The sequence below is a fragment of the Actinomyces bouchesdurhonensis genome (assembly GCF_963540955.1).
In the GTDB taxonomy this organism is placed as follows: Bacteria; Actinomycetota; Actinomycetes; order Actinomycetales; family Actinomycetaceae; genus Pauljensenia; species Pauljensenia bouchesdurhonensis.
This window is the reverse complement of record NZ_CAUTSL010000016.1, coordinates 1-26,417: the sequence shown is the minus strand read 5'-3', so window position 1 is coordinate 26,417 and position 26,417 is coordinate 1. Positions and strand designations below refer to the sequence as shown.

At 63.7% G+C, this 26,417-nt stretch carries 26 protein-coding genes and 1 pseudogene; 3 read left to right on the top strand and 24 right to left on the bottom strand.

The annotated features are described in order from the left end of the window. Nucleotides 1-45: 45 nt before the first annotated feature. The 6 genes from pyrF to pyrR are packed head-to-tail and all read right to left on the bottom strand — an operon-like array spanning nt 46 to nt 8,257. Complete coding sequence (pyrF, locus tag RYL44_RS04300; RefSeq protein WP_314975188.1) at nt 46-912, bottom strand: orotidine-5'-phosphate decarboxylase; 867 nt, start codon at nt 910-912, stop codon at nt 46-48. Then, nucleotides 909-4,208, bottom strand: a complete 3,300-nt coding sequence (carB, locus tag RYL44_RS04295) for a carbamoyl-phosphate synthase large subunit (RefSeq protein WP_314975187.1) — start codon at nt 4,206-4,208, stop codon at nt 909-911. Before carB ends, pyrF begins: the two co-directional genes overlap by 4 nt. Then, nucleotides 4,208-5,395 carry a glutamine-hydrolyzing carbamoyl-phosphate synthase small subunit gene (carA, locus tag RYL44_RS04290; protein ID WP_314768663.1) on the bottom strand — a complete coding sequence of 396 codons (1,188 nt, stop codon included), beginning with the start codon at nt 5,393-5,395 and terminating at the stop codon, nt 4,208-4,210. The genes carB and carA overlap by 1 nt, the downstream gene beginning before the upstream one ends. Beyond that, on the bottom strand, nt 5,392-6,711 hold the full coding sequence (locus RYL44_RS04285; protein WP_314975186.1) for a dihydroorotase: 1,320 nt from the start codon (nt 6,709-6,711) through the stop codon (nt 5,392-5,394). The genes carA and RYL44_RS04285 overlap by 4 nt, the downstream gene beginning before the upstream one ends. Further along, on the bottom strand, nt 6,704-7,690 hold the full coding sequence (locus tag RYL44_RS04280; RefSeq protein WP_073983281.1) for an aspartate carbamoyltransferase catalytic subunit: 987 nt from the start codon (nt 7,688-7,690) through the stop codon (nt 6,704-6,706). The genes RYL44_RS04285 and RYL44_RS04280 overlap by 8 nt, the downstream gene beginning before the upstream one ends. Nucleotides 7,691-7,693: 3 nt before the next feature. Beyond that, entirely contained in the window at nt 7,694-8,257 is a 564-nt protein-coding gene (gene pyrR, locus RYL44_RS04275; protein WP_073983280.1) for a bifunctional pyr operon transcriptional regulator/uracil phosphoribosyltransferase PyrR, read from the bottom strand. 364 nt (nt 8,258-8,621) lie between these two features. Between pyrR and RYL44_RS04270 the strand changes: the two genes are divergently transcribed. Next, nucleotides 8,622-8,918: a DUF2249 domain-containing protein gene (locus RYL44_RS04270; RefSeq protein WP_227237258.1), complete on the top strand. Its 297-nt coding sequence runs from the start codon at nt 8,622-8,624 to the stop codon at nt 8,916-8,918. A gap of 101 nt (nt 8,919-9,019) precedes the next feature. On the opposite strand, the gene nusB is transcribed toward RYL44_RS04270, so the two are convergent. The 12 genes from nusB to RYL44_RS04210 are packed head-to-tail and all read right to left on the bottom strand — an operon-like array spanning nt 9,020 to nt 20,375. Continuing rightward, a complete protein-coding gene (nusB, locus tag RYL44_RS04265) occupies nt 9,020-9,673 on the bottom strand; it encodes a transcription antitermination factor NusB (RefSeq protein WP_314768657.1) in 654 nt (217 codons plus the stop codon). Next, nucleotides 9,673-10,236 carry an elongation factor P gene (efp, locus tag RYL44_RS04260; protein WP_009055954.1) on the bottom strand — a complete coding sequence of 188 codons (564 nt, stop codon included), beginning with the start codon at nt 10,234-10,236 and terminating at the stop codon, nt 9,673-9,675. Before efp ends, nusB begins: the two co-directional genes overlap by 1 nt. Nucleotides 10,237-10,260: 24 nt before the next feature. Continuing rightward, entirely contained in the window at nt 10,261-10,785 is a 525-nt protein-coding gene (locus tag RYL44_RS04255; protein WP_314768655.1) for a shikimate kinase, read from the bottom strand. Beyond that, the gene (aroB, locus tag RYL44_RS04250; protein WP_314975185.1) at nt 10,782-11,864 is read right to left on the bottom strand and encodes a 3-dehydroquinate synthase; all 1,083 of its coding nucleotides are present in this window, start codon (nt 11,862-11,864) and stop codon (nt 10,782-10,784) included. Before aroB ends, RYL44_RS04255 begins: the two co-directional genes overlap by 4 nt. Continuing rightward, nucleotides 11,861-12,370 carry a shikimate kinase gene (locus RYL44_RS04245; protein ID WP_276738322.1) on the bottom strand — a complete coding sequence of 170 codons (510 nt, stop codon included), beginning with the start codon at nt 12,368-12,370 and terminating at the stop codon, nt 11,861-11,863. The genes aroB and RYL44_RS04245 overlap by 4 nt, the downstream gene beginning before the upstream one ends. Further along, nucleotides 12,367-13,578, bottom strand: coding sequence for a chorismate synthase (gene aroC, locus RYL44_RS04240; protein WP_314975184.1), 1,212 nt, complete (start codon nt 13,576-13,578; stop codon nt 12,367-12,369). The genes RYL44_RS04245 and aroC overlap by 4 nt, the downstream gene beginning before the upstream one ends. Before the next feature lie 60 nt (nt 13,579-13,638). Next, nucleotides 13,639-14,685 carry an FKBP-type peptidyl-prolyl cis-trans isomerase gene (locus RYL44_RS04235; protein WP_073983276.1) on the bottom strand — a complete coding sequence of 349 codons (1,047 nt, stop codon included), beginning with the start codon at nt 14,683-14,685 and terminating at the stop codon, nt 13,639-13,641. Next, complete coding sequence (gene pafA, locus RYL44_RS04230; RefSeq protein WP_073983275.1) at nt 14,682-16,067, bottom strand: Pup--protein ligase; 1,386 nt, start codon at nt 16,065-16,067, stop codon at nt 14,682-14,684. The genes RYL44_RS04235 and pafA overlap by 4 nt, the downstream gene beginning before the upstream one ends. A gap of 1 nt (nt 16,068) precedes the next feature. After that, a complete protein-coding gene (locus tag RYL44_RS04225; RefSeq protein WP_073983274.1) occupies nt 16,069-16,245 on the bottom strand; it encodes a ubiquitin-like protein Pup in 177 nt (58 codons plus the stop codon). Between the two features lie 26 nt (nt 16,246-16,271). Then, nucleotides 16,272-17,792: a depupylase/deamidase Dop gene (dop, locus tag RYL44_RS04220; RefSeq protein ID WP_314975183.1), complete on the bottom strand. Its 1,521-nt coding sequence runs from the start codon at nt 17,790-17,792 to the stop codon at nt 16,272-16,274. Beyond that, complete coding sequence (gene arc / locus RYL44_RS04215) at nt 17,789-19,333, bottom strand: proteasome ATPase (RefSeq protein ID WP_314975182.1); 1,545 nt, start codon at nt 19,331-19,333, stop codon at nt 17,789-17,791. Before arc ends, dop begins: the two co-directional genes overlap by 4 nt. Further along, nucleotides 19,326-20,375, bottom strand: a complete 1,050-nt coding sequence (locus RYL44_RS04210; protein ID WP_314975181.1) for a tRNA (adenine-N1)-methyltransferase — start codon at nt 20,373-20,375, stop codon at nt 19,326-19,328. The genes arc and RYL44_RS04210 overlap by 8 nt, the downstream gene beginning before the upstream one ends. A gap of 78 nt (nt 20,376-20,453) precedes the next feature. On the opposite strand from RYL44_RS04210, the gene RYL44_RS04205 reads away from it, so the two are divergent. Together RYL44_RS04205 and RYL44_RS04200 are read left to right on the top strand one after the other, a co-directional pair. Next, nucleotides 20,454-21,308 carry a RecB family exonuclease gene (locus tag RYL44_RS04205; RefSeq protein ID WP_073983271.1) on the top strand — a complete coding sequence of 285 codons (855 nt, stop codon included), beginning with the start codon at nt 20,454-20,456 and terminating at the stop codon, nt 21,306-21,308. A gap of 5 nt (nt 21,309-21,313) precedes the next feature. Continuing rightward, nucleotides 21,314-22,246: an aldo/keto reductase gene (locus tag RYL44_RS04200; RefSeq protein ID WP_314975180.1), complete on the top strand. Its 933-nt coding sequence runs from the start codon at nt 21,314-21,316 to the stop codon at nt 22,244-22,246. A 9-nt stretch (nt 22,247-22,255) separates the two neighbouring features. Here the strand turns inward: RYL44_RS04200 and RYL44_RS04195 are convergent, their stop codons facing one another. From RYL44_RS04195 to RYL44_RS04170, 6 genes and pseudogenes are all read right to left on the bottom strand, one after another. Then, nucleotides 22,256-23,065, bottom strand: a complete 810-nt coding sequence (locus RYL44_RS04195; protein ID WP_073983269.1) for a hypothetical protein — start codon at nt 23,063-23,065, stop codon at nt 22,256-22,258. After that, entirely contained in the window at nt 23,062-23,529 is a 468-nt protein-coding gene (locus RYL44_RS04190; protein ID WP_073983268.1) for a hypothetical protein, read from the bottom strand. Before RYL44_RS04190 ends, RYL44_RS04195 begins: the two co-directional genes overlap by 4 nt. Continuing rightward, entirely contained in the window at nt 23,526-24,404 is an 879-nt protein-coding gene (locus tag RYL44_RS04185) for a hypothetical protein (RefSeq protein WP_276738346.1), read from the bottom strand. Before RYL44_RS04185 ends, RYL44_RS04190 begins: the two co-directional genes overlap by 4 nt. After that, complete coding sequence (locus RYL44_RS04180; protein ID WP_073983266.1) at nt 24,392-24,850, bottom strand: hypothetical protein; 459 nt, start codon at nt 24,848-24,850, stop codon at nt 24,392-24,394. The genes RYL44_RS04185 and RYL44_RS04180 overlap by 13 nt, the downstream gene beginning before the upstream one ends. Then, nucleotides 24,843-25,898 carry a hypothetical protein gene (locus tag RYL44_RS04175; RefSeq protein WP_314975179.1) on the bottom strand — a complete coding sequence of 352 codons (1,056 nt, stop codon included), beginning with the start codon at nt 25,896-25,898 and terminating at the stop codon, nt 24,843-24,845. Before RYL44_RS04175 ends, RYL44_RS04180 begins: the two co-directional genes overlap by 8 nt. A 384-nt stretch (nt 25,899-26,282) precedes the next feature. Beyond that, nucleotides 26,283-26,417, bottom strand: a pseudogene (locus tag RYL44_RS04170) (DNA primase); the annotation flags it as partial.

Below are 26,417 nucleotides of genomic sequence, written 5' to 3'. Positions count from 1 at the left end.
CACATGCGCCATCCCAAAACGCCGACTTCCGATTAAATCGACAGCCTATTGTAGTGAATCAACAGTTGCAAGGTAGGCGTCGCGCAGACCAAGCACGCTGGGTCCGCCGCGCAGGATTGCCCGGGACGACGAGGCCACAACGGCGTCCTCCGCTCCTGCGAAAACCTCCCTGACCTGCGCTGGGCCACCGCCCTGCGCGCCCACTCCTGGAGCCAAAAATGCGCCCGTGAGGGCAGGCAGGTCAATACCCAGACGCTGCACAGCGTCGCCCACTGTCGCCCCAATGACGACACCTGCAGGACCGAGGTGTAATTTGTCACATGAGGCGTTAAAGTCCGCCAGTTGGGACACGATCTGACCTGCGACAGAGCGACCGTCCTGCCCCCGCGCGTGCTGCACGGAAGCGCCCTCAGGATTGGAGGTGAGTGCCAAGACAAACACTCCCCTGCCAGTAGCCTTGGCAAGTTCAAGAGCAGGAGCCAGAGAACCCACACCCAAGTACGGGGACAGGGTCACTGCGTCGGCGGCGAGCGGGGAGCCATCTGACAAATAGGCATCGGCGTAGCCGGCCATCGTCGAGCCGATGTCTCCGCGCTTAGCGTCGACGATACAGAGGGTCCCTACCTCGCGGCAGGCGGCGATCACTTCTTCTAGGACAGCGACGCCACGGGAGCCGTGGCGTTCGAAGAAGGCAGCCTGCGGCTTGAACGCAGCCACCCGCCCACCGAGGGCCTCGACAACGCGAAGAGAGAACTCCCGCACGCCAGTCGCATCGTCGTCAAGACCCCACTGAGCCAGGAGAGATGCATGCGGGTCAATCCCCACACACACGGGACCATACTCACGCATGGCAGCGTAGAGACGGTCACCGAATCCTAGAGAACTGGGGGCAGTTGTGGACGGTGTGTTCATCGTGTCTCCTCCGATCGGATCGCGTCCCACTCCTGCAGGGAGCGCACGGCGTAGGAGCCGCGCATACGGACCTCGATGGCTTGGACCATTGCGTTGAAGGCCTGTAGCGTCGTCACAGCAGGGCGATCCTGCGCTGCAGCAGCCGCGCGGATCTGGTAGCCGTCGTTACGCGGCGCGGAGCGCTGCGGCGTGTTGACGACCATGTCGATGAGGCCATCGTTGATGAGATCGACGACCGTGGGTTCGCCGTCTGTGCCGCGTCCCTCCGAAGACTTGCGCACAGCGCGAGCCGGAATGCCATTGCGGCGCAGCACTGAGGCAGTACCCGAGGTCGCCAGGATCGTGAAGCCCATTTCCGCCATGCGGGCGGCGGGCAGCACGATTGCACGCTTGTCGGTGTCCGCGATCGAAATGAAGACCGTTCCCGACGTCGGCATGTCCGTGGATGCGCCCAGCTGTGACTTAGCAAACGCCGTTGGAAAGTCGCGGTCAATGCCCATGACCTCGCCTGTCGAGCGCATTTCGGGGCCGAGCATCGTATCAACGATCTCACCTTTGGCCGTGCGGAAGCGGCTGAAGGGCAAGACGGCTGCCTTCACTGCAATGGACCCACCCTCAAGGATTTTGCGCGCGTCCGTTGTGGGGAGAACACCCTGCTCTCGCAGCGAAGAAATGGAGGCACCCACCTGGATAAGAGCCGCGGCCTTGGCCAGCTGCACGCCGGTTGCCTTCGAGGCGAAGGGAACAGTGCGGGAGGCGCGCGGATTGGCTTCGATGACATAGAGGGTGTCGGACAGGAGCGCAAACTGGATGTTGATGAGGCCTCGCACGCCGACGCCCTTCGCAATGGCCGCGGTCGAGGCAGTGATGCGTTCGAGTTCACGAGCGGACAACGTCATGGGAGGAAGCACGCACGACGAGTCGCCTGAGTGGATACCGGCCTCCTCAATGTGCTCCATAATCGCGCCCATGAACAGTTCATCGCCGTCGTATAGGGCATCCACGTCGATCTCGATAGCCGCATCCAAGAATCGGTCGATGAGGAGGGGGCCACGCGAGAACAACAGATCCGCGTCGTGACTTGCGAGGTACTCGCGCAGAGCCGACTCATCGTTGATGATCGCCATACCGCGTCCGCCAAGCACGAAGGATGGACGCACGAGCACGGGATAGCCGACATGCTCGGCCACAGTGACCACCTGCTCGGCTGTATTCGCGGTGTCGTGCGCTGGAGCAGGGCACCGCGCGGCCTCAAGCACCTTGCCGAACTCCTCGCGGTCCTCAGCCAAGTCAATCGCTCGAGGGCTGGTACCCAGGATCGGTACACCCGCACGCTCCAGGTCTGCTGCCAGCGACAGCGGTGTCTGCCCACCGAGCTGGACAACCATGCCCTTCACAGGACCCGCCGCGCACTCTGCGCGGTAGATTTCGAGGACGTCCTCGAGTGTGAGGGGCTCGAAATAGAGGCGATCGGAGATGTCATAGTCGGTCGAGACCGTCTCAGGGTTGCAGTTAACCATGATTGTCTCGTAGTGCTCACGTAGTGCCATGGCAGCGTGCACACACGAGTAGTCGAACTCGATGCCTTGGCCGATACGGTTGGGGCCGGCCCCCAGGATGATGACAGCCTCGCGTTCGCGCGGGCGCACCTCATTTTCCTGGTCGTAGGTCGAATAGTGGTAGGGCGTGCGGGCAGCGAACTCTGCGGCGCAGGTGTCCACCGTTTTATAGACAGGATGGATACCAAAGGCGCCGCGAACCTCGCGCACCGTGTCTTCGGACAAGCCTCGCATGGCCGCGATCTGACGGTCAGAGAAACCGTGGCGCTTCGCCTCAGCGAGGACATCGCCCGTCAGTGCTTCCGCATCGCGGATGCGCGTCGCGACCTCGTCCAGGAGGAACATCTGGTCGAGGAACCATGGGTCGATCTTGGTCGAAGCAAAAAGCTCCTCCAGGGTGGCGCCGCCACGAATCGCCTGCTGGACCTGGACCAGGCGTCCTTCGGTTCCAACGCCAGCGGACTCGACAAGCGCACGCGTCTCCTCGGGGGTAGGTGCGGGGCCATCCCAATGGAACTGAACACCGCCCTTGTCGATGGAACGAAGTGCCTTTTGCAGTGCTTCCGTGAAGCAACGACCGATCGCCATGGCCTCGCCGACGGCCTTCATCGACGTTGTGAGAGTGGGATCAGCGGCCGGGAACTTCTCGAAGGTGAAACGCGGGACCTTGACGACCACATAGTCGAGTGTCGGCTCGAACGAGGCCGGGGTCGAACCCGTGATGTCGTTGGGGATCTCGTCGAGCGTGTAGCCGGTAGCCAGGCGTGCGGCGATCTTCGCGATCGGGAAGCCCGTCGCCTTCGAGGCCAGAGCTGAGGAACGCGACACGCGCGGGTTCATTTCGATGACGATGATACGGCCTGTTTTCGGGTGAATTGCAAACTGAATATTGCAGCCGCCCGTGTCCACGCCCACCGCGCGAATGACCGCGATGCCGATGTCGCGCAGACGCTGCATCTCGCGGTCAGTCAGGGTCAATGCCGGTGCAACCGTGATCGAGTCGCCCGTGTGCACGCCGACCGGATCGACGTTCTCGATCGAACACACGACAACGACGTTATCCGCTTTGTCGCGCATGAGTTCGAGTTCGTATTCCTTCCAACCGAGGATCGACTCCTCCAGGAGTACCTCGGTCGTAATAGAAGCCGCCAATCCCTGGCCGGCGATGCGCTCGAGGTCCTCTGGCGTGTAGGCGAAGCCGGAGCCAAGACCACCCATCGTGAAGGAGGGACGCACAACGAGAGGGTAACCCAGCTCGGCGGCAGCCGCGTGGCATTCCTCGATTGTGTGAGCGATGAAGGAACGCGCGACCTCGGCGCCGGAACGCTCGACGATCTCCTTAAACTCCTCGCGGTCCTCGCCAGCACGGATCGCATCGATTGAGGCACCGATCAGCTCAACGTTGAAACGTTCCAGGATACCCATGTCAGCCAGGGCGACCGCCGTGTTCAAAGCAGTCTGGCCGCCCAGCGTGGGCAGCAGCGCATCGGGGCGTTCCTTCTCGATAATCGAAGCCACGACCTCGGGCGTGATGGGTTCGACATAGGTTGCATCCGCGATACCGGGGTCAGTCATGATCGTCGCCGGGTTGGAGTTGACCAGGATGACGCGCAGCCCCTCCTCCTTCAATACGCGGCACGCCTGGGTACCCGAGTAATCAAACTCGCACGCCTGACCGATGACGATGGGACCAGACCCGATGACGAGGACGGATGACAGATCATTCCTGCGGGGCATCAGTGGGTCTCCTTCGCGGCGGTCATGAGCGACATGAAACGGTCGAATAGCAGCGCCGCATCGTGTGGGCCGGCGGCTGCCTCGGGGTGGTATTGGACGGAGAAAGCGGGAATATCGAGCGCACGAAGCCCCTCAACGACGCCGTCGTTGAGGCCCACATGCGACACCTCAACGCGACCGTAACGACCCGACTCAAAGGGAGCCACCGACGGTTCCCCCACGGGGGCATCCACGGCGAAACCGTGGTTATGCGCGGTGATCTCCACGCGTCCCGTCTCCAGGTCCTTCACGGGTTGGTTGATGCCACGGTGCCCATAGTTCAGCTTGTACGTGCCGTAGCCGAGTGCACGACCGAAGAGCTGATGACCAAAACAGATACCGAAGTAGGGAATACCAGCATCCAGGACGCCGCGAAGCACGCCAATCTCACGGTCAGCGGTCGACGGGTCACCCGGGCCATTCGAGAAGAACACGCCATCTGGATGCAACGCCTCAATGTCCGCGAAGGACACCGTCGAAGGCACGACATAGACCCGAGCTCCGCGCGCCGCCAAGTGGTAGGGCGTACGCGATTTGATGCCAAGATCGACCGCCACAACGCGTGCAAGGGGTTCCTTACCCTCGTAGTCACCTAGAGGCTCAACCACGTAGGTCTCATCCGTGGATACTTCGGCGGCCAGGGCCTGCCCGCTCATTACGGGCGACTCCGAGACGATCCGCACGAGCGAAGCCAGGGCCTCGTCCCCCATGTACTGGGCACCCGCAGGTAGCGCATCTCCCGAGAAAATACCAGCGCGCATCGCACCACGTTCACGGATGTGGCGCGTGATCGCACGGGTGTCCACGTCGGCGAGGCCGACGATACCCTGGGCGATTAGCTCGTCCTCGAGTTCGCGGCGGGCACGCCAATTCGACGCTCGACGCGCCGCGTCACGCACGATAAAGCCCGCTACCCAGATGCGAGAGGATTCCGGGTCCTCGTCGTTGACACCCGTGTTGCCGATGTGTGGTGCCGTCATAACGACGATCTGGCGGTGATATGAGGGATCGGTGAGCGTCTCCTGATAACCCGTCATGCCGGTCGAGAAGACGATCTCACCGAGCGTGCGACCGCGCGCCCCCCACGCGCGCCCCTTGAAGACTGTGCCGTCTTCCAGGACGAGCAGAGCAATATCGGTCGTGGTCATCGATCCTCCTTGGCGATCGGGGTGGAATCGGCGACCGTCGGCACGCCGCCATAGATCGTGAAGCGTACCTGGCCGGGCAGCTCCATGCCGCGGAACGGGCAGTTCGTCGAGCGGGTCCACTGTTTGGCAGGGTCAATAGTGATGCGCGCAGCGGGATCAACGAGTGTGACGTGGGCGGGGGCACCTACAACCAGGCCCCGGCCTTGCGTCTCGACGCGACCGATGCGCGCCGGTGCCGTTGACAGGACGCGCGCGACATCCTCCCAGGTCATACGACCGGTATTCACCATCGTTTCGATGACGATCGGCAGCGCCGTCTCCAGTCCCGTCATACCACAAGCACCGGCCTGCCACTCGCAGTCCTTCATCTCAAGAGGATGTGGGGCATGATCCGTCCCCACGACGTCGATCGTGCCGTCGGCCAAGCCTTCACGTACCGCCTCGACGTCCTCTGCGCGGCGCAGCGGCGGGTTAACTTTATAGAGCGGGTCGTAGGTGGCTGCCAGCTGCTCCGTGAGCAGCAGGTGGTGGGGGGTCACCTCGGCGGTGATGTCGACGCCTTGAGCCTTGCCCCAGCGCACGATGTCGACTGACCCCGCTGTGGAGAGGTGGCACACGTGTAGACGCGAGCCGACATGCTTGGCCAGCAGGATGTCGCGAGCGATAATCGCTTCTTCGGCGACCGCCGGCCATCCAGTCAGTCCCAGCTCGCCGGATAGTGCTGACTCGTTCATCTGGGATCCCTCAGTCAGGTCAGGATCCTGGCTGTGTTGGGCGATGACGCCGCCGAATCCCTTGACGTATTCGAGGGCACGACGCATGAGGACGGGGTCTGAGACGCATTTGCCGTCATCGGAAAAGACGCGCACTTTCGAGCGTGAGCGAGCCATCGATCCGAGGGCCGCGAGGTGTTTGCCTTCCAGGCCCTTCGTGACGGCGCCGACGGGACGCACCTCCACCCAGTCAGCTTCCTCGCCCAGGCGCGCCACCTGATCGACGATGGCGGCCGTGTCCTGAGTGGGGGTCGTGTTCGCCATCGCGTGGACGGCGGTATATCCGCCGACGGCTGCCGCGCGTGTGCCGGTAAAGACGGTCTCTGCGTCCTCGCCGCCGGGCTGGCGCAGGTGGGTGTGAATGTCGACGAGGCCGGGCAAAGCAATGAGACCGTCCGCATCGATAACGCGCGGGTCATGCACCGTGTCTGCGGTACCGACGCCAATTGCGACGATGACACCGTTGGACAACGCAATGTCGGTCGGCTCCCCGCCCAACAGGGATGCGCCCTTGATGAGGATGTCGCGGGTCTGCTCAGTCATTGTTGTGTCCTTCCGATGCGAGGAGCAGGTAGAGGGCAGCCATGCGAATGCACACGCCGTTACCGACCTGTTCGACGATGACAGAGTGGGGAGAATCGGCTGCCGCGGCGCAGATTTCAAGGCCGCGGTTCATCGGGCCAGGATGCATAACGACTGCGTCGGCGCGCAGCTTGGTGAATCGCTCGGGGGTGAGGCCGTATTCGGCGTGGTAGGAGCCTGGTGAGGGGAAGAAACCTCCGCCCGCGCTCGACATGCGTTCTCTTTGCACGCGCAGCATCATGACTGCGTCGGGTTCGGTGGTCAAGGCTTCGTCGAAGTCGTAACAGGTATCGCAGTTCCAGGTTTCAATTCCGAGCGGCAGCAGCGTCGGGGGTGCCACAAGTGTGACGCGAGCGCCCAGCAGGGTTAGCAGGTCGACGTTGGAGCGGGCGACGCGCGAGTGCAGGATGTCGCCGACGATCACGACGTGGGCGCCGTCGAGGCCGGTGCCAGGTTCGGGGACGCGGCCAGCCAAGTCCGGTGCACCGAAGTGCCTTCGCAACGTCATTGCGTCGAGCAGAGCCTGTGTTGGGTGTTGGTGGGTGCCGTCGCCGGCATTCAGGACGGGAAGGTTCATCCAACCGGCGTGGGCCAGCCGATGTGCGGCGCCCGAGGAGGAGTGACGCACGATGACGGCGTCGGCCCCCATGGCCTGCAGTGTCAGGGCAGTGTCTTTGAGGGATTCGCCTTTAGAGACGGAGGAGCCACGCGACTGGAAGTTGATGACGTCTGCACTGAGGCGCTTCGCTGCGGTTTCGAAGGAGATGCGCGTGCGCGTGGAATCTTCGAAGAAGAGGTTAACGACCGTCTTGCCTTGGAGTGTCGGAAGTTTCTTGACGCTCTGGCGCTGCGTGGCGGCCATCCGTTCCGCTGTGTCGAGGATCAGGATCGCCTCCTCGCGTGTCAAGTCACGGATTGAAATGAGATGGCTCAGGCTCATCGCTTACAGGCCCTTCCCTAGCAGGACGCCGTCGCGTCCATCGATTTCGTCGAGCAGGATGGTGACACTTTCATCCCGCGAGGTCGGCAGGTTCTTGCCGACGTAGTCCGGTCGGATCGGTAGCTCGCGGTGGCCGCGGTCAATAAGGACGGCGAGTTGGACGGCTGCGGGCCGACCGATCCGGGTGAGTGCGTCGAGTGCGGCTTTGATTGTCCGTCCGGTGTACAAAACGTCGTCCACCAGGACAACTGTCTTTCCGTCGATGCCGGTGACTGGAATCAGTGTTTCCTTGGGGGCGCGCAGAGGCTGACTGGCCAGATCATCGCGGAACATCGTTGTATCGATGATGGCGAGATCGGCATTGCCGGCGGAAACGTCACGAAGCCTGTTGATGAGACGACGGGCCAGGGTCGCCCCGCGTGTGGGGATGCCGGCGATGATGAGGTTGTCGCTGCCGCCGTTGCGTTCGACGATCTCGTAGGCGATTCGGGTGAGAGAGCGGGCAACGTCACCCGCTCCGAGTACTTCTTTGCCGCGCGATGCGCGGTCCGCGTGCAGTGATCCCACTGCGTGCTCCTTCCCCGCCTCACAGGACGGTCATTAAAGGATGTGTTCCACGTCAATACTACGCGTCGGACAAACAATGCGTTGAAGGGGGCGTACGTGTGAAAGGCCACGTGGGAAGGCATATGAGGCGGCGTGTCGAGGGTGCGCGCGGTGTGGGGCATGTCCCCGTGGTGGACGCCGGGGCGTGAGGCTATGAGGGATATACCCGGTAGGGGTATAGAAGCATACCCCTACCGGGTATCGACGCCTCGCGCAAACAGTACGCCCGTCACCTACGAAGGGAATGAAAGGGTTAGAGCCGTTAAAATTGATACCGTGCGATCACGCGCACCTATCCAACGTCGACAGACAGGACGATCACGCAATGACCATTGAAGAACTGCCCACTCCCGGTGTCCACGGCGGCGGCTGCGGGTGCGGAGGACACGACGGCGGCGAGCCCACGATCGATGCGACCGCTATCCCCCACCGGCTCCGTCACGCGGCGGTGCTGGGCGCAGCCGGGTCGATGAACGCCGGCGAGGCGTTCATCATCCGCGCTCCCCACCTGCCGCGCCCGCTGCTCGCGCAGATCATGCAGCTGCCCGGCGAATGGACCTTCGAGGTCCTCGTCGATGGCCCGGAGTACTGGGACGTGCGCACCACGCGCGTCTCCCTGTGAGGGCGCCCGACCAGGGATCACAACGCCGACGCATACAAGTGTGGCCGCCACGAACAACCGTGGCGGCCACACCCATGCACTTGTGTCGTCGAGGCGTCGGCTCAGTATTCCTCGAGCAGCTCGTCAAGCTCGTCCTCGACGCTTCCGCCATCGAGAGGCGTTGCACCTTCAGGAAGCGCTCGGACGGGTGCCTCCTGCACAGGCAAAGACCCATCGGATTCACCGTGATCGACGGGTCCTGACACGGCCTCGTCACTCTCCGAGGAAACAACCACAGGTCCCTCATCGTCGTCACCACGCCTGCGCGACCAGGCGGGAGAAGCTAGATCCTTGCGAATCGCATCCAGGACCGCATTCACGAACGAGGGCGACGTATCAGTCGAAATCGAGCGAACAATCGAAATCGCCTCATCGATAGCAATGATCGGCGACACCTCGTCGTTCTCCAGCATCTCCCACACGGCTACGCGCATGACGGCCAGATCGACAGCAGCAATACGATCCAAGCCGGGCACGCGGGCATGCGCCGAAATCAGGGAATCAATGCGGCGCAGATTGTCGGCCACACCAGCGATGATCTGGATCGAAAAATCCGGGAGCGGAGTCTGCGCAGCCGTGATAACACGGCGCTCGCGCAGCAGGTCGCGCAGCACGTCGGGGTTTGACCCCATTCCGCGCTGGTCGGCCTCGTACACCACGTCGGCAGCGCGCTTGCGGGCCTTCGTGCGCGAGGTGAAGCGATGCTGCTTCGACATTACTCGGTCACGCGACCCGAGTACGAGCCGTCGCGGGTGTCTACCTTGACGCGGGTGCCTTCCTCCATGAAGAGGGGGACCTGGATCTCGTAGCCGGTCTCGAGCGTCGCGGGCTTGGTACCGGCGGAGGAACGGTCACCCTGCAGGCCGGGCTCGGTGTGCGTGATCGTCAGGACGACGGTGGCGGGCAGCTCAACGAACAGGACGGTGCCGTCGTGCTGGGAGACGATGACGTCCTGGTTCTCGACCATGAAGTTGCGGGCATCGCCCACGGTCTCGGCAGGAACGTTGATCTGCTCGTAGGTCGACTGGTCCATGAAGACGTAGTCGGTGCCGTCCTGGTACAGGTACGTCATGTCGCGGCGGTCGACGGTCGCGGTCTCGATTTTCAGGCCAGCGTTGAAGGTCTTGTCGACGGTCTTGCCGGACAGCACGTTCTTGATCTTGGTGCGCACGAAGGCCGGACCCTTGCCGGGCTTGACGTGCTGGAATTCGACAACCTGCCAGAGCTGGCCGTCGATCACCATGACGAGGCCGTTCTTCAGATCATTTGTCGTTGCCACAGGGGTACCTCACTTGAGAAGGAATCAGTAATCAGGGGTCAGTTTACACGCGCGGGCGACGAAATCCGCGACTTCTTGCGGGGTGCGGGTACTCGTATCGACTGTTGTGTCGGCCACGGCCGCATACGCCTCGCGTGCCTGTGTCATCAGCTGGGTGAGGACCGCGCGGGGTGCGCCAAGTCCCACCGACCGCGGTGCGCCCAGGTTTTCTCGGCGAGATACCGCGGAAAGATCGGCGCCGAGCTCGACGACATGCGCGCCCGCGGCACGTGCTTGCTGAATTGCCGAGGCCGTGGCGGAGTCGAGGGGTTGGGAGGCCCCGAGCGTGACAATGCCCTCGTTAGCGTCTAAAAGGTGCGCGGCCTGCGCACGGGCGGCCTCGGCCAGGCGCGGGTCGCGCCCGACGACGAGGGTGCGCATCGGTGCGCCCAGGCTCTCCTCGACGGCGGCGTCGACCTCGTAGAGAGGCATGCCGTAGCGCTCAGACAGGAGCCGACCGACCGTCGTCTTGCCCGATCCCGTCACTCCGATGAGGACGATCATGCTCACGGGCGAATTCCGATCGCCTCTGCGGGAGCCGTGAGCTCGCCGGGTTCGACGGCCTCGGTGCGCGGGTTCGCGATGCCGTCCAGGAGGACGAAACGCAAGACGCCTCGGCGTACCTTCTTGTCCGAGGCCATGATGTGCGTCAGCTCCTCGAGGGTGTGTCCCTCGTAGCGCGTGGGCAGGCCAACGCGGGAGAAGAGCTCGTCGTGGCGCGCAACATCCTCGGAGCTGAGCTGCCCACGGGCGTGAGCGAGTCGCGCGGCGAAGCAGCAGCCGACGGCGACCGCGTCCCCGTGGCGCCACGTGTAGTCGTTCGCGCGCTCGATCGCGTGGGCGAGGGTGTGCCCGTAGTTGAGAATCTCCCGCAGGCCCCCCTCGGTCAGGTCGGCAGAGACGACCCTCGCCTTGACGGCGACCGCGCGCGTCGTGATCTCGGCCAGCTGCTCGCTGGAGGGATCGAGGAGCACGTCAGGGTCAGTCTCCTCCACGATGCGCAAGATGACCGGATCGGCGATGAAACCGCACTTGATGACTTCGGCGGCCCCGGCGGCGAGGTCCTCGCGCGGCAGCGAGGACAACAGGCTCATGTCGGCGACGACGGCGCGGGCCGGGTAGAACGAACCGACGAGATTCTTGCCTACCGACGTGTTGATGCCGGTCTTGCCGCCGACGGCCGCGTCGACCATGCCGAGCAGCGTGGTCGGAACGTTGATGAGACTCACGCCTCTCAGCCAGGTGGCGGCTACGAAACCCGCCATGTCGGTGGTCGCTCCCCCGCCCATGGCGATGATCGCGTCCTTGCGGCCCAGCTGCAGGCGCCCGCACGTGTCCCACAGGTCGGCCACGACCTCGATGGCCTTGCCGGCCTCGGCGTCGGGGTGGTCGGCAGTGGCGGCCTCGTACCCGAGGCTGCGCAGATGCTCGGCCAGGGCCTGCGCGCGGGCGGCGAGCGGGCGGGCGTGGACGATGAGGGCCTTGGTCGCCGCCGAGTCGAGCGCGGCGACGATCGGATCGAAACCGAGATCGCGTCCGACGGTGATGGTCGACGGCTGGACGCCGGTCACCTCGATGGTGGTGCTCATGAGTGCTCCAGGTGGGTGAGAATGTCGGTGACGACGCCGTCGGCTGGGCCCGGACCGCTGGGAACGGTCAGCGTGGCGACGGCGCGGTAGTGGGGTTCGCGCGCCTCGCGCAGGCGCCGCAGCGCCCCGTCGGGATCCGTCGCGAGCAAAGGACGATGGGTCTTGGACGCGGTCCGGCGCACGAGCTCATTGTGGGGAGCGTCAATGTAGACGACGGTGTGGCCAGCGAGCAGGTCGCGCACGGCCTGCGTGGCGGCCGCTCCCCCACCCAGAGACACGACCGCGCTGCGCGTGAGCGCGCAAGCGACCGCGTCGGTTTCCATGACGCGGAAGGCGGCCTCGCCATCGATGGCGAAAATGTCGGCGATGGGTCGCCCCTGGCGCTCTTCGACGAGATCGTCGGTGTCCACGTGGTCCACACCGAGGCGGGAGGCCAGGAGGCGACCGACCTTCGACTTACCGGCGCCGGGCAGACCGACGAGCACGATGGGTAGGTTTACGCTCATGCGCGCTCCCCCACGGCATTCAGGTAGGTGGCCAGATTGCGGCGCATCTCGCCCACCGAACGTCCGCCCGCGTGATCGAAGAGGGCGTCGGCCAGCACCAGGGCCACCTCGGCCTCGGCGATGACTGCGCCGGGAACGACCTGGCAGGTGTCGGAGCGCTGGTGCAGGCCCACCGCCTCCTCACCGGTCGCCAGGTCCACGCTGCGCAGGGCGCGCGGGACGGTCGAGATCGGCTTGAAGCCGGCGCGCGCGACGACGGGAGCACCGTTGGAAGTGCCGCCCTCAATGCCGCCCGCGTGGTTGGACGTGCGTGTCAGATGCCCGTCCTTCCCGCGCACGATCTCGTCGTGCGCGGCGGAACCGAGCAGGGCGGCCTGGGCGAATCCATCGCCGATCTCGACGCCCTTGACGGACTGGATGGACATGAGGGCGCCCGCGAGGCGGGCATCCAGGCGTTCTCGCGCGCTCACGTGCGTTCCCAGGCCCACCGGCACGTCGTAGGCGATGACCTCGACGATGCCGCCGATGGTGTCCCCCGCGTGCTTTGCTTCGTCCACGGCGGCCTCGAAGCGCGCGTTGTCGGCCGGGTCGAGCGTGCGCATGGACGCGGCGCACAGGGCTTCTTCGTCGGCGGGCGTGGGCACGGCCTGCGACGTGGCACGCTGGGCGCCCACGGCCACGACGTGAGAGACGAGGCGAACGCCGGCCACCTGATCGAGGAGCGCCTCGGCCAGCGTGCCGAGGGCGACGCGCGCGGCGGTCTCGCGGGCGGAGGCGCGCTCGAGGACGGGGCGAGCCTCGGGCAGATCGTAGGAGAGCATGCCGGGCAGGTCGGCGTGACCCGGGCGAGGCCTCGTCAACGGGCGGTTACGCGCGACCTCGCGCTCGTCGCCGGCACCGGCATCAATGAGAAGAGCCGAGGGATCCACGGGGTCCGCGCTCATGACGGTCTCCCACTTGGGCCACTCCGAGTTTCCAATCCGAATAGCAACGGGAGCACCCGTGGTCACCCCGTGACGTACACCCGCGAGGATCGACACCTCGTCGGTCTCGAACTTCTGACGAGCACCGCGCCCATAGCCCAAGCGGCGTCTGGCCAAGGCACGTCGCAGGTCATCAGTCGTGACATGCAGTCCCGAAGGAAGCCCCTCGATCATGGCAAGCAGTGCGGGCCCGTGCGATTCTCCGGCGGTCATCCATCTCAGCATGTCCCCCAGTGTCCCACAAGGCCAAGTGCCCATGCCTGCCGTCTCTCACGGGGTGAACGATCAGGACGAGGAGGACTGTGCGGCTCCGGACAGATTCGGTTCAGTACCCAGGATGTCAATAACGATGCACAGCGTGTCGTCACCGGCCGCCAGGTCCGGTGGAATCGTGATGGCCAAACGCGACCCAACCTTCTGATCAACCAGAGCCGACTGAAGACCACGCATAGCAGTCCCGAGGTTAATGACCTGCGGGATGCCCGTCTCCCACGTGGATACACGAACAACGCCGTCTGTCCAGCCCAGCACGGTGAACTGGGCGACGACCCGATCGCTCTCGTGCACCTGCACACCGTCCCCCTTGATGAGGGCTTGAGTCGTCACACCGTCGGGCACGGTCGCTGAGTGCGTGACGATGGGACCTTCAGGACTCATCTCAACGCTCAAAGGACCCACCGTTGCATCCACACTGGTGCCGACCGCAATGTTGGGCAGGATGTCGATGACATCAACCTCGATATTGCTACTCGAGCCGGGCGCGCCCGCTCCGGCCGCAATAGTCCGGAAAGCAACCAGACGGGAACCCTCGCGCTTGCCCACGACCATGCGCGTCAGCTCATCACCGATCGCGTCCGTGCCGACGATTCCTAGGCTCAGCTGGGGACGTCCCGATTCTGACAGCGTCTGTCCGCTCGCTCCATCGAATGCCGTAATCGCAACGAGAACAGGCGACCCTTCTGTAATGTCGCGACCGCTGCCGTCGACGATGGTGGTTGCCTTCGTCCCGTCAACCTCCAAAGGAGCCTTGATTTCAATAGTCGGCGTTGCGCCCACGCGACCGGACACACTCACCCGCTCGAAGAGAGGCAACGTCGTCGACTGGGCACTGGTCTCGGCTGGGACTTCAACCTGGGACCGATCCGTTGATTGGACGGCCCACCAGGCGACGCCGACTCCCGCAGCAATGAGAACCAACGCGATCACAAGGCGTCCCAGCAATGAGGCACGCGAGGCACCCCGGGAGCGTCCGCCTCTCGCAGCAGCACGCCGCGAGGAGCCTTTCGAGCGTCGGGGACTCACGGAGTCAGGGGTCTGTGCAGCAGGGCTCATGCGGGAATCGTAGGAGACGACGCGTTGATCTGCTCGATGAGTCCATCAACGCGCGGGTCGGAAGTGGCCAAAGGATCCTGCAGGGAGAGCGGAATCGCCGTGGAATCGTCCAGGCGTACGTGCACCCAATCGACGCTGAGGTCAGCGCGTGCATCCTCCGCCGCCGCGATGATGCGACCGCGCAGGTGAGCGCGTGTCGTCGTCGGCGCAACGGTGGTGGCGCGGGCCACCCCCTCCGGCGTCGTGAGGCGTCGCATGAGGCCGGCGCGTTCCATGCGCTCACGCAGACCCTGCGCCGTGATGTCCGAATAGGACAGTTCGAGGCGGGCCACTCGCGGGTCGCTCAGGGCAGCGCCGGTGCGCGCGCAGTAGGAGTCGAGCAGTGAGCGCTTGATGGCGATGTCGAGTTCGGTGTCGACCCCGCTCCAGTTGCCGCTCGCGATCGCGTCGAGGCCACGACCCCACAGGTCGACGACGTAGGCGCGCATCGGGTCGAGCTCGGCGACGGGGATGCGAGCGAGCACGCGCTCGCGGATTTCGCGCTGCAGGGCGACGGCCGAGGTGGTGCGGCCCGAGGCCAGCTCTATCGGCGTGGAGCCGGTCAGATCCGCGTTGATCTCTCGGATCGCTCGCATCGGATCAGCGAGCGCGAGATCCTCGATCTGGAGTCCGTCTTCGATGGCGTGGATGAGAAGATCGGTCATGCCGACCTTCAAAACTGTCGTCGGCTCAGCAACGTTTGTGTCACCAACGATCACGTGCATGCGCCGGTATGCGCCTGAATCGGCCAAGGCCTCGTCGCGCGTGTTAATGATCGGACGCGAGCGGGTCGTCGCGGAAGAGACGGCATCCCACATCTGGTCCGCTCGCTGAGAAAACTGTAGTCGCGGCGTGGCAGCAGACGTGTTGATCCACCCGTTGCCCACCAGGATCTGACGTGTCACAAAGAAAGCGACGAGCGCGTCGGCGACCTGGCGGAAGTCACGGCGTCGGTGCAGCAGATAGTTCTCGTGACAGCCATACGAGTTGCCTTGGGAGTCCAGATTGTTGCGGAACAGGTGTATGTGCAGGTCGGTGCCGAGCTCTAAGAGCGCTTCGTCGGCTTGGACCGCCAGGTCGGCGAGTATGACGGAACCCGCGCGGTCCTGCTCGAGAAGGTCCTCCAGGCGGTCGCACTCGGCTGTTGCGTACTCGGGGTGGGCGCCCACGTCCAAGTAGAGGCGTCCGCCGTTACGAAGGAACAGGTTGGAGGAACGGCCCTGGTGTAAGAGCGGCTCGAACAGCTGGCGAGCGGCGTGCTCGGCGTCCATCGGCGCCGCCCCGGACGGGGACGCGGCCGTCAGCCCGTACTCCGTTTCGATGCCGAAAACTCTCCGCCTCACGTCACTGGCCGCCCTTCTGGACGAAACCCTGCACGAAGGCTTCGGCGTTCGTCTCGAGGACGGAGTCGATCTCGTCAAGGAGTGAATCAATCGATGCGGTACGTGCCTGCACCTGGCCCGCCGCCTCGGTGGCGTCGTCGTCGGGCGTGGGGCCGCCGGCAAAAATCTGGTTCGACATGGTGTGTTCTTCTTTCTGTCGTCGTCTCAGCGTGTGGAGGTGTCGCGGGCATCGGCGATCGGGAATCGGAGAAGGTCACCTTCCCCGGGGTCGAAGACGAGCGATGACCACGAGGCCTTGACCAGGTCCGGGCGGTTCCCGACCGCCCACCCTCGCACGTGCGCGCGCGTGTTCGTTGGTGCTACGTCGGCGGCACGTTCGACTTGCTCGTCCGTCACCAGGCGCGTGACCATGCCGGCCTTCGCGAGACGATGGACGAGGCCGTGGCTGGGACGCAGGTCCGCCCACTGCAGGTCGATGGCAGCCAGGCGCGGATCGTTCCATTCCAAGCCAGCTCGTTCCTTCTGGCGCTTGACGATCTGGTACTTTCCGACCCACTCAACGTCTGCTGCCACCGAGAAAAGGTCAGCGCGCATGCGGTCGAGGACGGACTGCCACAGCGTGAGGATCTCCCGGTCCGCCGCCGTAGGTGTGGTTCCAGTCTCTTCAAAAACACCGAGGACGAGGTCCAGATAGATCTGTTGAAGCTCAACTGCCGTGTACGAGCCACCAGCTGTGCCGATTGTGTAGTCAAGGTCAGGGTGATGGGACACGTTCCACGTCTCCTGGACAGGATCGTCCATGACGAGCGCATCCCAGCGCAGGTCGGTGCCCTGCTCGATGGCCCACAGGACCAAGGAGGTCGTCCCGAAGCGCAAGAAGGCGGACACGTCGAACATGTTGCCGTCGCCGCCGATCACGTGCAGGCGGCGGAAGTGTGCGGGGTTGGCGTGGGGTTCGTCGCGCGTGTTGATGATCGGGCGGTTGAAGGTCGTCTCAAGTCCGACCTCGTTCTCGACGAAGTCGGCGCGCTGGGACATCTGGAAGCCCGGTACCTCGCTCTTTTGCCCGCGCCCGACCCGGCCCGCGCCACAGATCACGGGTCGGGTAACCATGAAGGGGATCAAGCCACGGATGATGGTGTCCAGGTCGGTGATGCGAGGCATCTGATAGTTCTCGTGGGTCCCGTAGGCCGCGCCCTTGCCGTCCGTATTGTTCTTCACCAGGACAATGGGTTCCTCACCGAGGGCATCCAAACGCTCCATGACGCGTCGAGCAATGACTTCGCCCGCCCGATCCCACAGGAGGGCGTCGCGCGCCCCAAGGGTCTCAGGAGCCGAGTATTCCGGATGTGCATGGTCCACGTAGAGTCGCGCGCCGTTGGTAAGCACCGCGGTCGTTGCCGCAGGTAGAGCGAGCTCCTCCGCGGTGGGGCGAGCGATGGGCTCGGAGCCTCCCGAAGGGGCCAAGTGATAGGGGTCATCGGTGAGCAGAGACGGGTCGACGGCGGCGCGCGACATGCGCATCCCACGCAGGTCGTTGAGCGGGTCTTCGCCCGTGTAGTCCCACCGCACGATGCCAGCGCCCTCAGACGGGGTGCCAATACGTGAAATTTCGCCGTATGCGGACACAACGCGGGTGGACAAAGCAATCGGGTTGGCCCACGCGTCGCCCGGGCGGTAGACGCCGTACTCGGTTTCGGTCCCGATGATGCGTTCGCTGCTCATCTCACTGCTCCAATCGGCTTCACGCTGACAATTTCGGGCGCGAGTCCGCTCGTGCGAGCCCAGTCCTCCGGCGAGGACGTCGCTGCCAACTCTAACGATTCGTTCATTTCCTCGTGCACGCCGCGCAACAGGTGATCCATGGTCAGACCCGACGCAGTTCCCGTTAGTGCATCCTTAATCGCATACTTCTTAGCACGCTCCACGATGCCAGCGATGAGCGCTCCGGACACGAGGTCGGCGAGGTAGATGCGCTTGTGCTCGCCGCTCACGAGCGTCGCGAGGAACAAAGCGGTCGTCTCATCGCGGGTGTACAGCGCGTCCACGGCGCGTTCGATCATCCCCGCCACGGCCTCGTCGAGGCTGCCGAAGCGGGCGACTTCGGAGGCGTGGATCGGGACCCGAGGGGTCAGGTACTTCGAGAAGATGTCGAGCGCGCCCGCACGGTCGGGGCGGTCCACCCGGATGCGCACGTCCAGGCGCCCGGGGCGCAAGACGGCGGGGTCGATCATGTCCGCGCGGTTGGACGCGCCGATAATGACGACGTTGTCGAGGGATTCGACACCGTCCATCTCGGCCAGGAGCTGCGGGACGATCATCGTCTCAACGTCCGAAGATACTCCCGTGCCGCGCGTGCGGAAGAGAGCCTCCATCTCGTCGAAAAAGATGACGACGGGAGTGTCTCCGGCTGCGAGCGTGCGCGCACGGGCGAAGATCGCGCGAATCTGACGTTCTGTTTCTCCCACGAACTTGTTGAGCAGCTCGGGACCCTTGATCGACAGGAAGAACGTCGAGGCCCCGCCACGCCGGGACAGGGAGTTCGCGACCGCCTTGGCGATGAGTGTCTTGCCCGACCCGGGCGGGCCGTACAGAAGGATGCCCTTGGGTGGGCGAAGACCGAAACGGCGATAAAGCTCAGGGTGACTAAAAGGCATCTCGATGGAGTCACGTACCTGCGCGATCTGAGCGTCGAGGCCTCCGATGTCCCCGTAGGTCACGTCGGGCACCTCGGGGGTGAGGAGCTGCTCGACGTCCTCGCGCACGATGCGTTCGAGCGCGATACCCGAGCGTGCGTCCACGACGAGGGAATCCCCGGGGCGCAGGTTGCCGTGTCGTAGCGGCCCGGCGAGCTCCAAGAGAGTCTCCGCGCCGCCCTCGGCGGCGACGAGCACGCGGTCGGTACCCACCAGCTCCAGGACGGAGACGACCTGCCCGCTGCGCGCGAAATCGTCCGCGGCAACCGCGATCATCGTGTCGTCCAAGCGTACCCACTGCCCGTAGGACAGGTCGGTGACGTCGAGCTTGGGCGAGACCGCCACGCGCATGCGCTTGCCGCCCGTCACGACCTCGATCTGGCGCGCGGCTGGGAAGGCTCGCACGAAGGTCGCGAGCGTCTGCGGCGGGCGTGACACGTCAGCCAACTCGCCCTGGAGGCGGATCAGCTCCGTGCGTGCGGCCGTCAGGGCGCTCGTGAGGCGTCCGTTCTTCTCTTCCAGCGAGACGACGCGTCGTTCGAGCGAGAGGCGCTGGTCGGTGTCATTCATCGGTCTGTGCCTCTCGTCCTTCGCTGGCCCACGTGTCGGCCTGCGCGACGACGTCGCGGCGCACCTTACGGACCTTCTTCTCAGAGTTCACGCGCTGGCCAACCTTCTCCAGGGACCAGTCCGCCTCGTCGTCCCAGGCTCCACCTTGGCCCTCCGCGGCCTTAGCGGGGCGGGTCGAACGCTCCTGCGGCGTGACGCCGGGGGCAAGAAGTCGGGTGACGACGAGGAATCCGGTGTGCGCGACCATGCGGTGCTCGGGGCGCACAGCCAGGCCGTCAAGGTGCCACTCGCGGCGCATGTCCTCCCACGCAATCGGGTCCGTGAAGCGCTCGGACGCACGCAGATCCTCCACAAGGCGCGACATCTGGGTCACGGTTGCCACGTAGCAGATGAGCACACCGCCGGGAATGAGCGCGTGGGTAATCGCCTCAATGTTCTCCCAGGGGGCCAGCATGTCGAGGACCACGCGGTCCACGCTACCCTGCTTGGCGGACCACAGCACCGCATCGACGTCGCCGACGCGCAGGTCCCACGCGGGATGACGGTGTCCAAACCACAGGTCCACGTTCGCCGTGGCGATGTCGGCAAAGTCCTGGCGACGCTCCACGGAGATCAGGTGCCCCTGCGGGCCGACGGCGTCCAGGAGCGCCATCGACAGGGCACCCGACCCGGCCCCGGCCTCGACGACCGTGGCACCTGGGAAAATGTCGCCCATGTGGGTGATGACGCCGGCGTCCTTCGGGTAGACGACGGCGGCTCCGCGCGGCATCGACATGACGTAGTCGACCTGGAGGGGACGCAGGATCTGGAACTGGCGGCCTTCGTCTGTCACGATGACTTGACCGTCCGGGCGGCCGATCACGTCGTCGTGGTTGAATCCGCCGCGGTTAGACTGGAAGCGTCCGCCACGTACCAGGATGACCTGGTGGAAGCGCCCCTTCGGATCGCGGACCTGAACGCGGTCGCCCTCGGAAAGGAGACCCCGGCGGACGGACTGACCAAAGTCGGTGGCCGTTTCGAAATTATTACGCTGAATAGTCATTACGTAAAGAATAGCGCCTCGAACCTTCGCACCCCTTGCAGGACGCAGATGGGGGCGGCGGGGGTTAGCGTGGTATTCATGACAGACCTGATCGCCCCCTTGCCCGGTCCGCGTACGTGGGAGCCCGCACTGTCTGCGTCGCGCGCCAAGGAATACGAACGCTGCCCGCTTCAGTACCGCCTGCATGTCCTGGATGGTTACCGCGAACCAGAGACACGCGCGAAGGCTCTAGGCACGGTCGTGCACGCTGTCCTTGAGGAGCTGTTTGGGCTTGCTCCGAACGAGCGCACCCCCGAGGCCGCCCGCTCGCGGGTCACACCCGCTTACGAGACGGTTGTCGCGAAAGCACCGGCGATTGCTCAGCTTTTTGTCGATGATGCGGATCGCGAGGCTTGGCTCGCCGACGTCCGCGGGGTCATTGACGGCTACTTCGCGATTGAGCAGCCCCAGTGGATCGCTCCTGCCGCCCGCGAGCAGCGCGTTCGCACGACGACTGAGGGAGGCGTGCGCCTCATCGGATTTATCGATCGAATCGACGCAGCCCCCGACGGTCGTTTGCGCGTGGTCGACTATAAGACCGGTAAGGCACCTGGTCCGCGTTACGTCGACGAAGCCCTGTACCAGATGCGCTTTTATGCGCTCCTCCTGGCACGCACTCGCGTACTGCCAGCGCGCATGCAGCTGGTGTACCTGCGCGCGGGTCAGGTTATTACCTTCGACCCGGTTTCCGAGGACATCCGCGCGTTCGAACACCACATCGATGAACTGTGGACACGCATCGCCTCCGATATAGCCAACGATTCCTTCGCTCCGCGCAAGAATCCGCTGTGCAATTGGTGTGGCGTGCGTTCCCTCTGCCCGATTTTCGGGGGCGCCACGCCCCCGATGCCGGCTGAGCATGCGCGGTGGTTGGCTCGGACTCAGCTAGGCTAGGGGTCATGAATTCAAAGCAATGCGGGCGCACCGGCCTCTATCTGTCAGAGATCGGTTTGGGAACCCTCACGTGGGGGCGCGACACCGATGCTCCTGAGGCCATCGAAATGCTCACGCACTTCGTGGACGCCGGCGGCTCCCTCGTTGAATGCGCTCCATCCCACGGGGACGGGATGGCCGTGGATGTTGTGTCCGAGGCCGTGGCCTCGGTGGGCAGACACCGCGTGGTTCTCGCCTGGCGTGGTGGCATGCGACGCGGAGCCGATAGGGCTTGGGTGGGTGCCGCGGGGCGCGGGGATCTGCTGCGCAGCCTGGATGATGCTTTGGCACGCCTGAATACCGACTACGTGGACGTATGGTTGGTGGAACCCCGCGCCGAGGTGCCGCTCGAGGAAACACTGGATGCTGCGACGCTGGCCTACCGTAGCGGTCGCGCCCGCTATGTGGGTCTCTCGCGTGCTTCGCACTGGCAGTTGGCCGAGGCCGTGACGCGCGGCGTTGTGGGCGCCAGTGCGCCGATCACGCTCGTCGAGACGCCTTTCTCACTGGTCGATGCCCAATACGCGGGCACAGTGGGCGAGCTCGCCAGCCGGGGGGTCGGTGTCGTAGCGGCGTCCGCGCTGGCGGGGGGTGCGTTGACGGGTAAGTATCGTCATTCCACCCCCGCTGACTCGCGCGCCGCGTCCCCGCATCTGCGCCACATGGTGGAACCGTACCTGTCGGGCTTTGCCCGAGGGGTCATCGAGGCGGCGCATCGTGCAGCCTCCGGCTTGGACCGCTCGACTGCGGACGTGGCGCTGGCGTGGGTGCGCGACTACCCGGGTGTCAGCTCCGCCCTCGTTGGCCCACGCACCGTGCGCCAGCTTGACACGCTTCTGGAGTACACTGCGGCCCTGCCCGCCCCGATTCGCGAGGTGCTGTCCGAGGTCGCCCAGTAGCAACCCGGATCAGACGACCAGCTTGTCGGCGATTCTTGTCCAGACGAGCATGGGCCTCATCGCACAGGCCACGACGCGGGAATGACGCTCAAACAATCGCCGTGGCAGGTCTATTGCGTCCATGCCGGGATACATGGCAGCAAACTCATCGTCGGAGATGAGTGCGCACAGCGCGTGCGTAGTTGATAGGAGGAAGAGACTGCTCACGTCTTCGTTGCTGTTGCGCGCGCTCGTATCGAACACGATTGACTGTGTTGCCCATTCATCCGCAAGAATGTCATGAGCGAACTGGTCGGTTGCCTCGTCCCCGATTTCTCTGACGTACTCGTGCATTCCCTGCGCAAAAGACCTCATGTTGGAGGCGATTGTCGGCAGGTGAGCGCTCTCTAGTGCCGCCATCAGCGATGAGGGCACAATCACCGGGAAGGGCAGGTCTGCTCCTCGCCGACGCAGTTCGCTGCATGCCAGGAAAGCGCTGGGGACCTCGCAGGCCTCCAGCCGCCACACAGAGATGTCATCGTCTCCGCGTGGGTATTGATTTCCTCCCTCGCACCGAACAACGACGCCGTGAGTTTCCCCGATGAAAAACTGGAAGCGCCTCATGGCGGTAGCCGTCGCAGTCCAAGAGGTGACGACCGTGCATGTGTTCGCCAGGGTGTCCCCAATGTGCGCCGTGACGTGCTCGTCGCTGGTCCCAGGTTGATCTGTCGGTTTCGACTCGAAGGTGCGCGTTGATTGTCCCGCGGCTGCTAGCGCGTTCAGGTCAGCCTGGGTCATGAGCGCGTAGGGCGCGTCGACACCCGGGAGGATGTGAATCATTGGCCTTCTCCGATCGTGCCAAGAATGTCAACAAAGGTGTCGAGCGCCAACCCACAGTCCTCGGTTCGACATGTACCCGTCAGGCAGTAGGACACGCGGCGAGGCTCACCTGCTACCCAGGTCCATTGGAAAGTGGTGAGGCTTCGGCCGTCGACGATTGAGACGAGCGTCGCCACGATGGCTGTGTCGGCATCCATACTCCAGGGGGTAACGTCGACAACGTACGAACCCGGGAGCGTGCGACTGCTCTCATCCACTGCGGCGGAGAGCCACTGCCGGTCGGTCATATCATCGGGGACATCGGTACTGGTGAGCACGACGGTGTCGTGCCAATCGTCCGAACCCTGTACGGCGACACCGACGCGTTGGATGCCAGGAGTCGCTGATATGTCGGCGAGGGGGCTGCCCGACCGGGCTTCGCCTGGGTCGATGAGTGCCCAGCCGTCAGGGAGCATGTCCATCATGATAGTTCCTCCGATACAGCGTTGTAGAGTGCGTCGAGCGTGGGGCTGTGAGGAAGCCATGAAATCACGCGCGTAACAGCTGCGGTGCTCGACACGGGCGTGAGTTCAAGGAGCTCTGTACCGTTGCGTACATCGCTCGGCGCCCCGTATTCGTAGAGACAATCGGGGATGGCGAACAGGTGGATAATGTCCGTGTAGTCTCCCGCTTCGTTATCCCACAGTGCCGCGTACGACAGGCTCCAGCTGCGCTCGGTGATGGCTGTGAACAGTGGTGTGCGGCTCGGGTATCGACCGCTGGCCGCTCGCGTGTCGGAGCGGTATTTCTTGCGCATGGCAAGCAGCGGCTTTTCTGCACGTACCATGGTGGGCGCAGGCACGGGGTATCCTCCGGGAGATTCAGCTGACTCATGGAGAAGGTGAAGGACGCTGAGGGGCAATGTGTGGGGTGGATAGGTCTCTCCCGTGCGTGCCGCCAGGCCGAGCATTGAGATGATCATCGACAGGCCGTCCTCGGGTTCGATGCTCGTGATCCGTCGCTCCGTTTTGTGTGAGGTTGCGGCGCTCCACCTGTTCTCGCTGGGGTAGATGGCAGCGCGTGACGGACCGTTTGTGTCAAAGCGGTACAGGTCGATGCGGTACATTCCTTGGACGAGGCCGGGGTGGTTTTGCTCGATCTGCGCGCTGAGTCGGTGGTCGTATGTGGCGACTCCGCCGTAGACGAGCATCCGCGAGTCTGTGGTCTGCGTGGACAAGAGCGCACGCAGACCGTCCTCACCTCCTCGCCGCAGGGCCGTGGCGATCTGCGCGATAATCGCGTATTCGCCGTCCGTTACCGTCACCACGGTACGTCCGAACTCTGTGTTCATTCGCGCCATGTCTTCTCCCCGTCGCTGGGCTGCGCCGTGCAGTGGCATTCGCGCGTTTGAGCGAGCGAGGGGCCCCGACGCATAAACATGGGATCGTGTTCGTACTCGCGCTGCAGGCGTTTGAGCCGACGTCTCTCGGCTTGGTACTCGGGGTACATGGCGCGTGGCAGATTGATCGGAAATAACGAGATGAGGAAAACAAACATACCAATTGCGCACAATGCCAGAACACCGGCAGATACCGCGTGAGGAAGTTTTCCGCAGTACTTCTCGAGAGTCTTCGCTGCGGCAACAACAAGAATAACAAAGGCGAAGCTCGGAATGGTCAGCGCCGTCATGTTCTTTGTCGGTCGAATGGCATGAAAGTAGTCGAGCCGCGGTGAATCGCAAAACATCTCAAGGCCCCATACGGCAATAAGCGCACAGGAAAAGAGAAAAGCGACTAGTTCATCCATGAATCTGATCCGACATAAATGAATTAATTCCGTTAGCTGCCCACTGCCCGAGGCCGGACCCAATTAATCCTCCGACGATTCCACCGACAGCACCACCAACGGCGATACCAATGGGATTCGCAGTGAAACTGCCGAGAAATGCCCCAAACTTTGCGCCAGCTAGAGCACCTCCTAGCGCTCCACCACCCGACAACGTACCTGATGTGGTAGCTCGCGCGACTCTCTCTCCCTGCCCCATTGCGGGATTAGCAGAATCAGCTTCCCACTGAGTCCAGGCTGCGATACCACCATCAACGACTGCGCCAACGACGGCTGCACGGCTAAGGTACCTGCTTCCTTGCGCCGCCCAACCTTTAAACTTCAACGCGTCTTTGCCACGCCCCGGAGAGGCGGACCAATTGTTCGGCTTTGTTCGTTCCCAGGCCTGCCTCACAGCTCCCATCTCTTGCTTACTAACGAAGGTCCCAGTGACAGGATTCCTCGGACGGAAAACAGAATGACGGTAAGCAATAGTCCCCCAGACTGAAGCATCAGCGATAGTACAAGCGTAACCAGTAATGGTCGGCGGGATCGCTTTAAGATCAGCATCAACTCCGAGGTGGTCGTCGAGCCACGACAAGACTCCAATCAGTGATGAACAGGCCTGCCGATACGTTTCTTCCGCTGCCGAAAAATCGCTGTATGCGTGATAGGCGGCTTCACGAGCAACCTCGTAGCTCGGACTAAGAGAAGCAGCACCCGATTGCGAAGTACCGGACAGCGCAGGGTCGATAATCGTATTGTCATCAACCGTGAGCCCGTTACATAAAGCTTGGAATATTATATTTGAGAAACGAGCTTTGCACGTGACAATCTCATCGTGAAATGTCATTGTGGCATCGATGAGTGTTTGACGGTGCGTGACAGTCTCATCGATCCGAGCGATTTGCCGATCAAGCTCGTCGATGAGGCTATCGGTGGCCCGGCTTGTCATACTTGAGGTGATGGTTGTGCGAGCATTGTGCAGATCCCCACGCGCATCTTCAAAGGTCTTATTCTGGTCTTTCAAAGACTCCGCGAACTGATAGACCGGAGCAGCGTCGACAGGACACACGCATTCAAGTCCCTGCACTGACGCCATTACGATCCCCCCTCACCTGACGCAGCGATAGTCACCGTCGAGCGGCCCTCGTTCGAGTCAAAATCGTCGGCGACAGCTCGGATACGAGCAGCAAGTTCACGTGTCCGCTGCTCGAGGCACGTTGCGGCATCATTGAACATTGCAGCTACGCTCGCGCACGACGATGATGCGTTTCCAACATCTGGCGCTATGAGCTGACAGACTTCGCTGAGTGCCTGCTCTCCGTTATCCACGATATTGCTTGCCATCGTAGGAGGTCTGTATCAACGTCGATGTCACCCACACTTATCTCCTGAGCGAGAAGATGTCCTCTTATTCGTCGACTTCGATGAAGTCGTCGTCCTCGTCGTCGTAGTCATCCTCATCGTCGTCCTCGTCGATGTCCTCGAGGATGTCGAAGGGGAGCTCCACGCCCAGCTGGGTGAAGAGGATGTCGTCGTAGGTGAA

What these genes read in the sequence shown, in the direction of transcription:
- dop (WP_314975183.1), bottom strand. Translation starts at nt 17,792, where the DNA reads ATGAGCAGCGAACGCATCATCGGGACCGAAACCGAGTACGGCGTCTAC.
- RYL44_RS04205 (WP_073983271.1), top strand. Translation starts at nt 20,454, where the DNA reads ATGACAGACCTGATCGCCCCCTTGCCCGGTCCGCGTACGTGGGAGCCC.
- RYL44_RS04200 (WP_314975180.1), top strand. Translation starts at nt 21,314, where the DNA reads ATGAATTCAAAGCAATGCGGGCGCACCGGCCTCTATCTGTCAGAGATC.
- pyrF (WP_314975188.1), bottom strand. Translation starts at nt 912, where the DNA reads ATGAACACACCGTCCACAACTGCCCCCAGTTCTCTAGGATTCGGTGAC.
- arc (WP_314975182.1), bottom strand. Translation starts at nt 19,333, where the DNA reads ATGAATGACACCGACCAGCGCCTCTCGCTCGAACGACGCGTCGTCTCG.
- RYL44_RS04225 (WP_073983274.1), bottom strand. Translation starts at nt 16,245, where the DNA reads ATGTCGAACCAGATTTTTGCCGGCGGCCCCACGCCCGACGACGACGCC.
- aroB (WP_314975185.1), bottom strand. Translation starts at nt 11,864, where the DNA reads ATGAGCACCACCATCGAGGTGACCGGCGTCCAGCCGTCGACCATCACC.
- nusB (WP_314768657.1), bottom strand. Translation starts at nt 9,673, where the DNA reads ATGTCGAAGCAGCATCGCTTCACCTCGCGCACGAAGGCCCGCAAGCGC.
- RYL44_RS04245 (WP_276738322.1), bottom strand. Translation starts at nt 12,370, where the DNA reads ATGAGCGTAAACCTACCCATCGTGCTCGTCGGTCTGCCCGGCGCCGGT.
- RYL44_RS04210 (WP_314975181.1), bottom strand. Translation starts at nt 20,375, where the DNA reads ATGACTATTCAGCGTAATAATTTCGAAACGGCCACCGACTTTGGTCAG.
- RYL44_RS04285 (WP_314975186.1), bottom strand. Translation starts at nt 6,711, where the DNA reads ATGACTGAGCAGACCCGCGACATCCTCATCAAGGGCGCATCCCTGTTG.
- RYL44_RS04180 (WP_073983266.1), bottom strand. Translation starts at nt 24,850, where the DNA reads ATGGATGAACTAGTCGCTTTTCTCTTTTCCTGTGCGCTTATTGCCGTA.
- RYL44_RS04195 (WP_073983269.1), bottom strand. Translation starts at nt 23,065, where the DNA reads ATGATTCACATCCTCCCGGGTGTCGACGCGCCCTACGCGCTCATGACC.
- carB (WP_314975187.1), bottom strand. Translation starts at nt 4,208, where the DNA reads ATGCCCCGCAGGAATGATCTGTCATCCGTCCTCGTCATCGGGTCTGGT.
- aroC (WP_314975184.1), bottom strand. Translation starts at nt 13,578, where the DNA reads ATGCTGAGATGGATGACCGCCGGAGAATCGCACGGGCCCGCACTGCTT.
- RYL44_RS04190 (WP_073983268.1), bottom strand. Translation starts at nt 23,529, where the DNA reads ATGATGGACATGCTCCCTGACGGCTGGGCACTCATCGACCCAGGCGAA.
- RYL44_RS04235 (WP_073983276.1), bottom strand. Translation starts at nt 14,685, where the DNA reads ATGAGCCCTGCTGCACAGACCCCTGACTCCGTGAGTCCCCGACGCTCG.
- carA (WP_314768663.1), bottom strand. Translation starts at nt 5,395, where the DNA reads ATGACCACGACCGATATTGCTCTGCTCGTCCTGGAAGACGGCACAGTC.
- RYL44_RS04280 (WP_073983281.1), bottom strand. Translation starts at nt 7,690, where the DNA reads ATGAGCCTGAGCCATCTCATTTCAATCCGTGACTTGACACGCGAGGAG.
- RYL44_RS04185 (WP_276738346.1), bottom strand. Translation starts at nt 24,404, where the DNA reads ATGGCGCGAATGAACACAGAGTTCGGACGTACCGTGGTGACGGTAACG.
- RYL44_RS04270 (WP_227237258.1), top strand. Translation starts at nt 8,622, where the DNA reads ATGACCATTGAAGAACTGCCCACTCCCGGTGTCCACGGCGGCGGCTGC.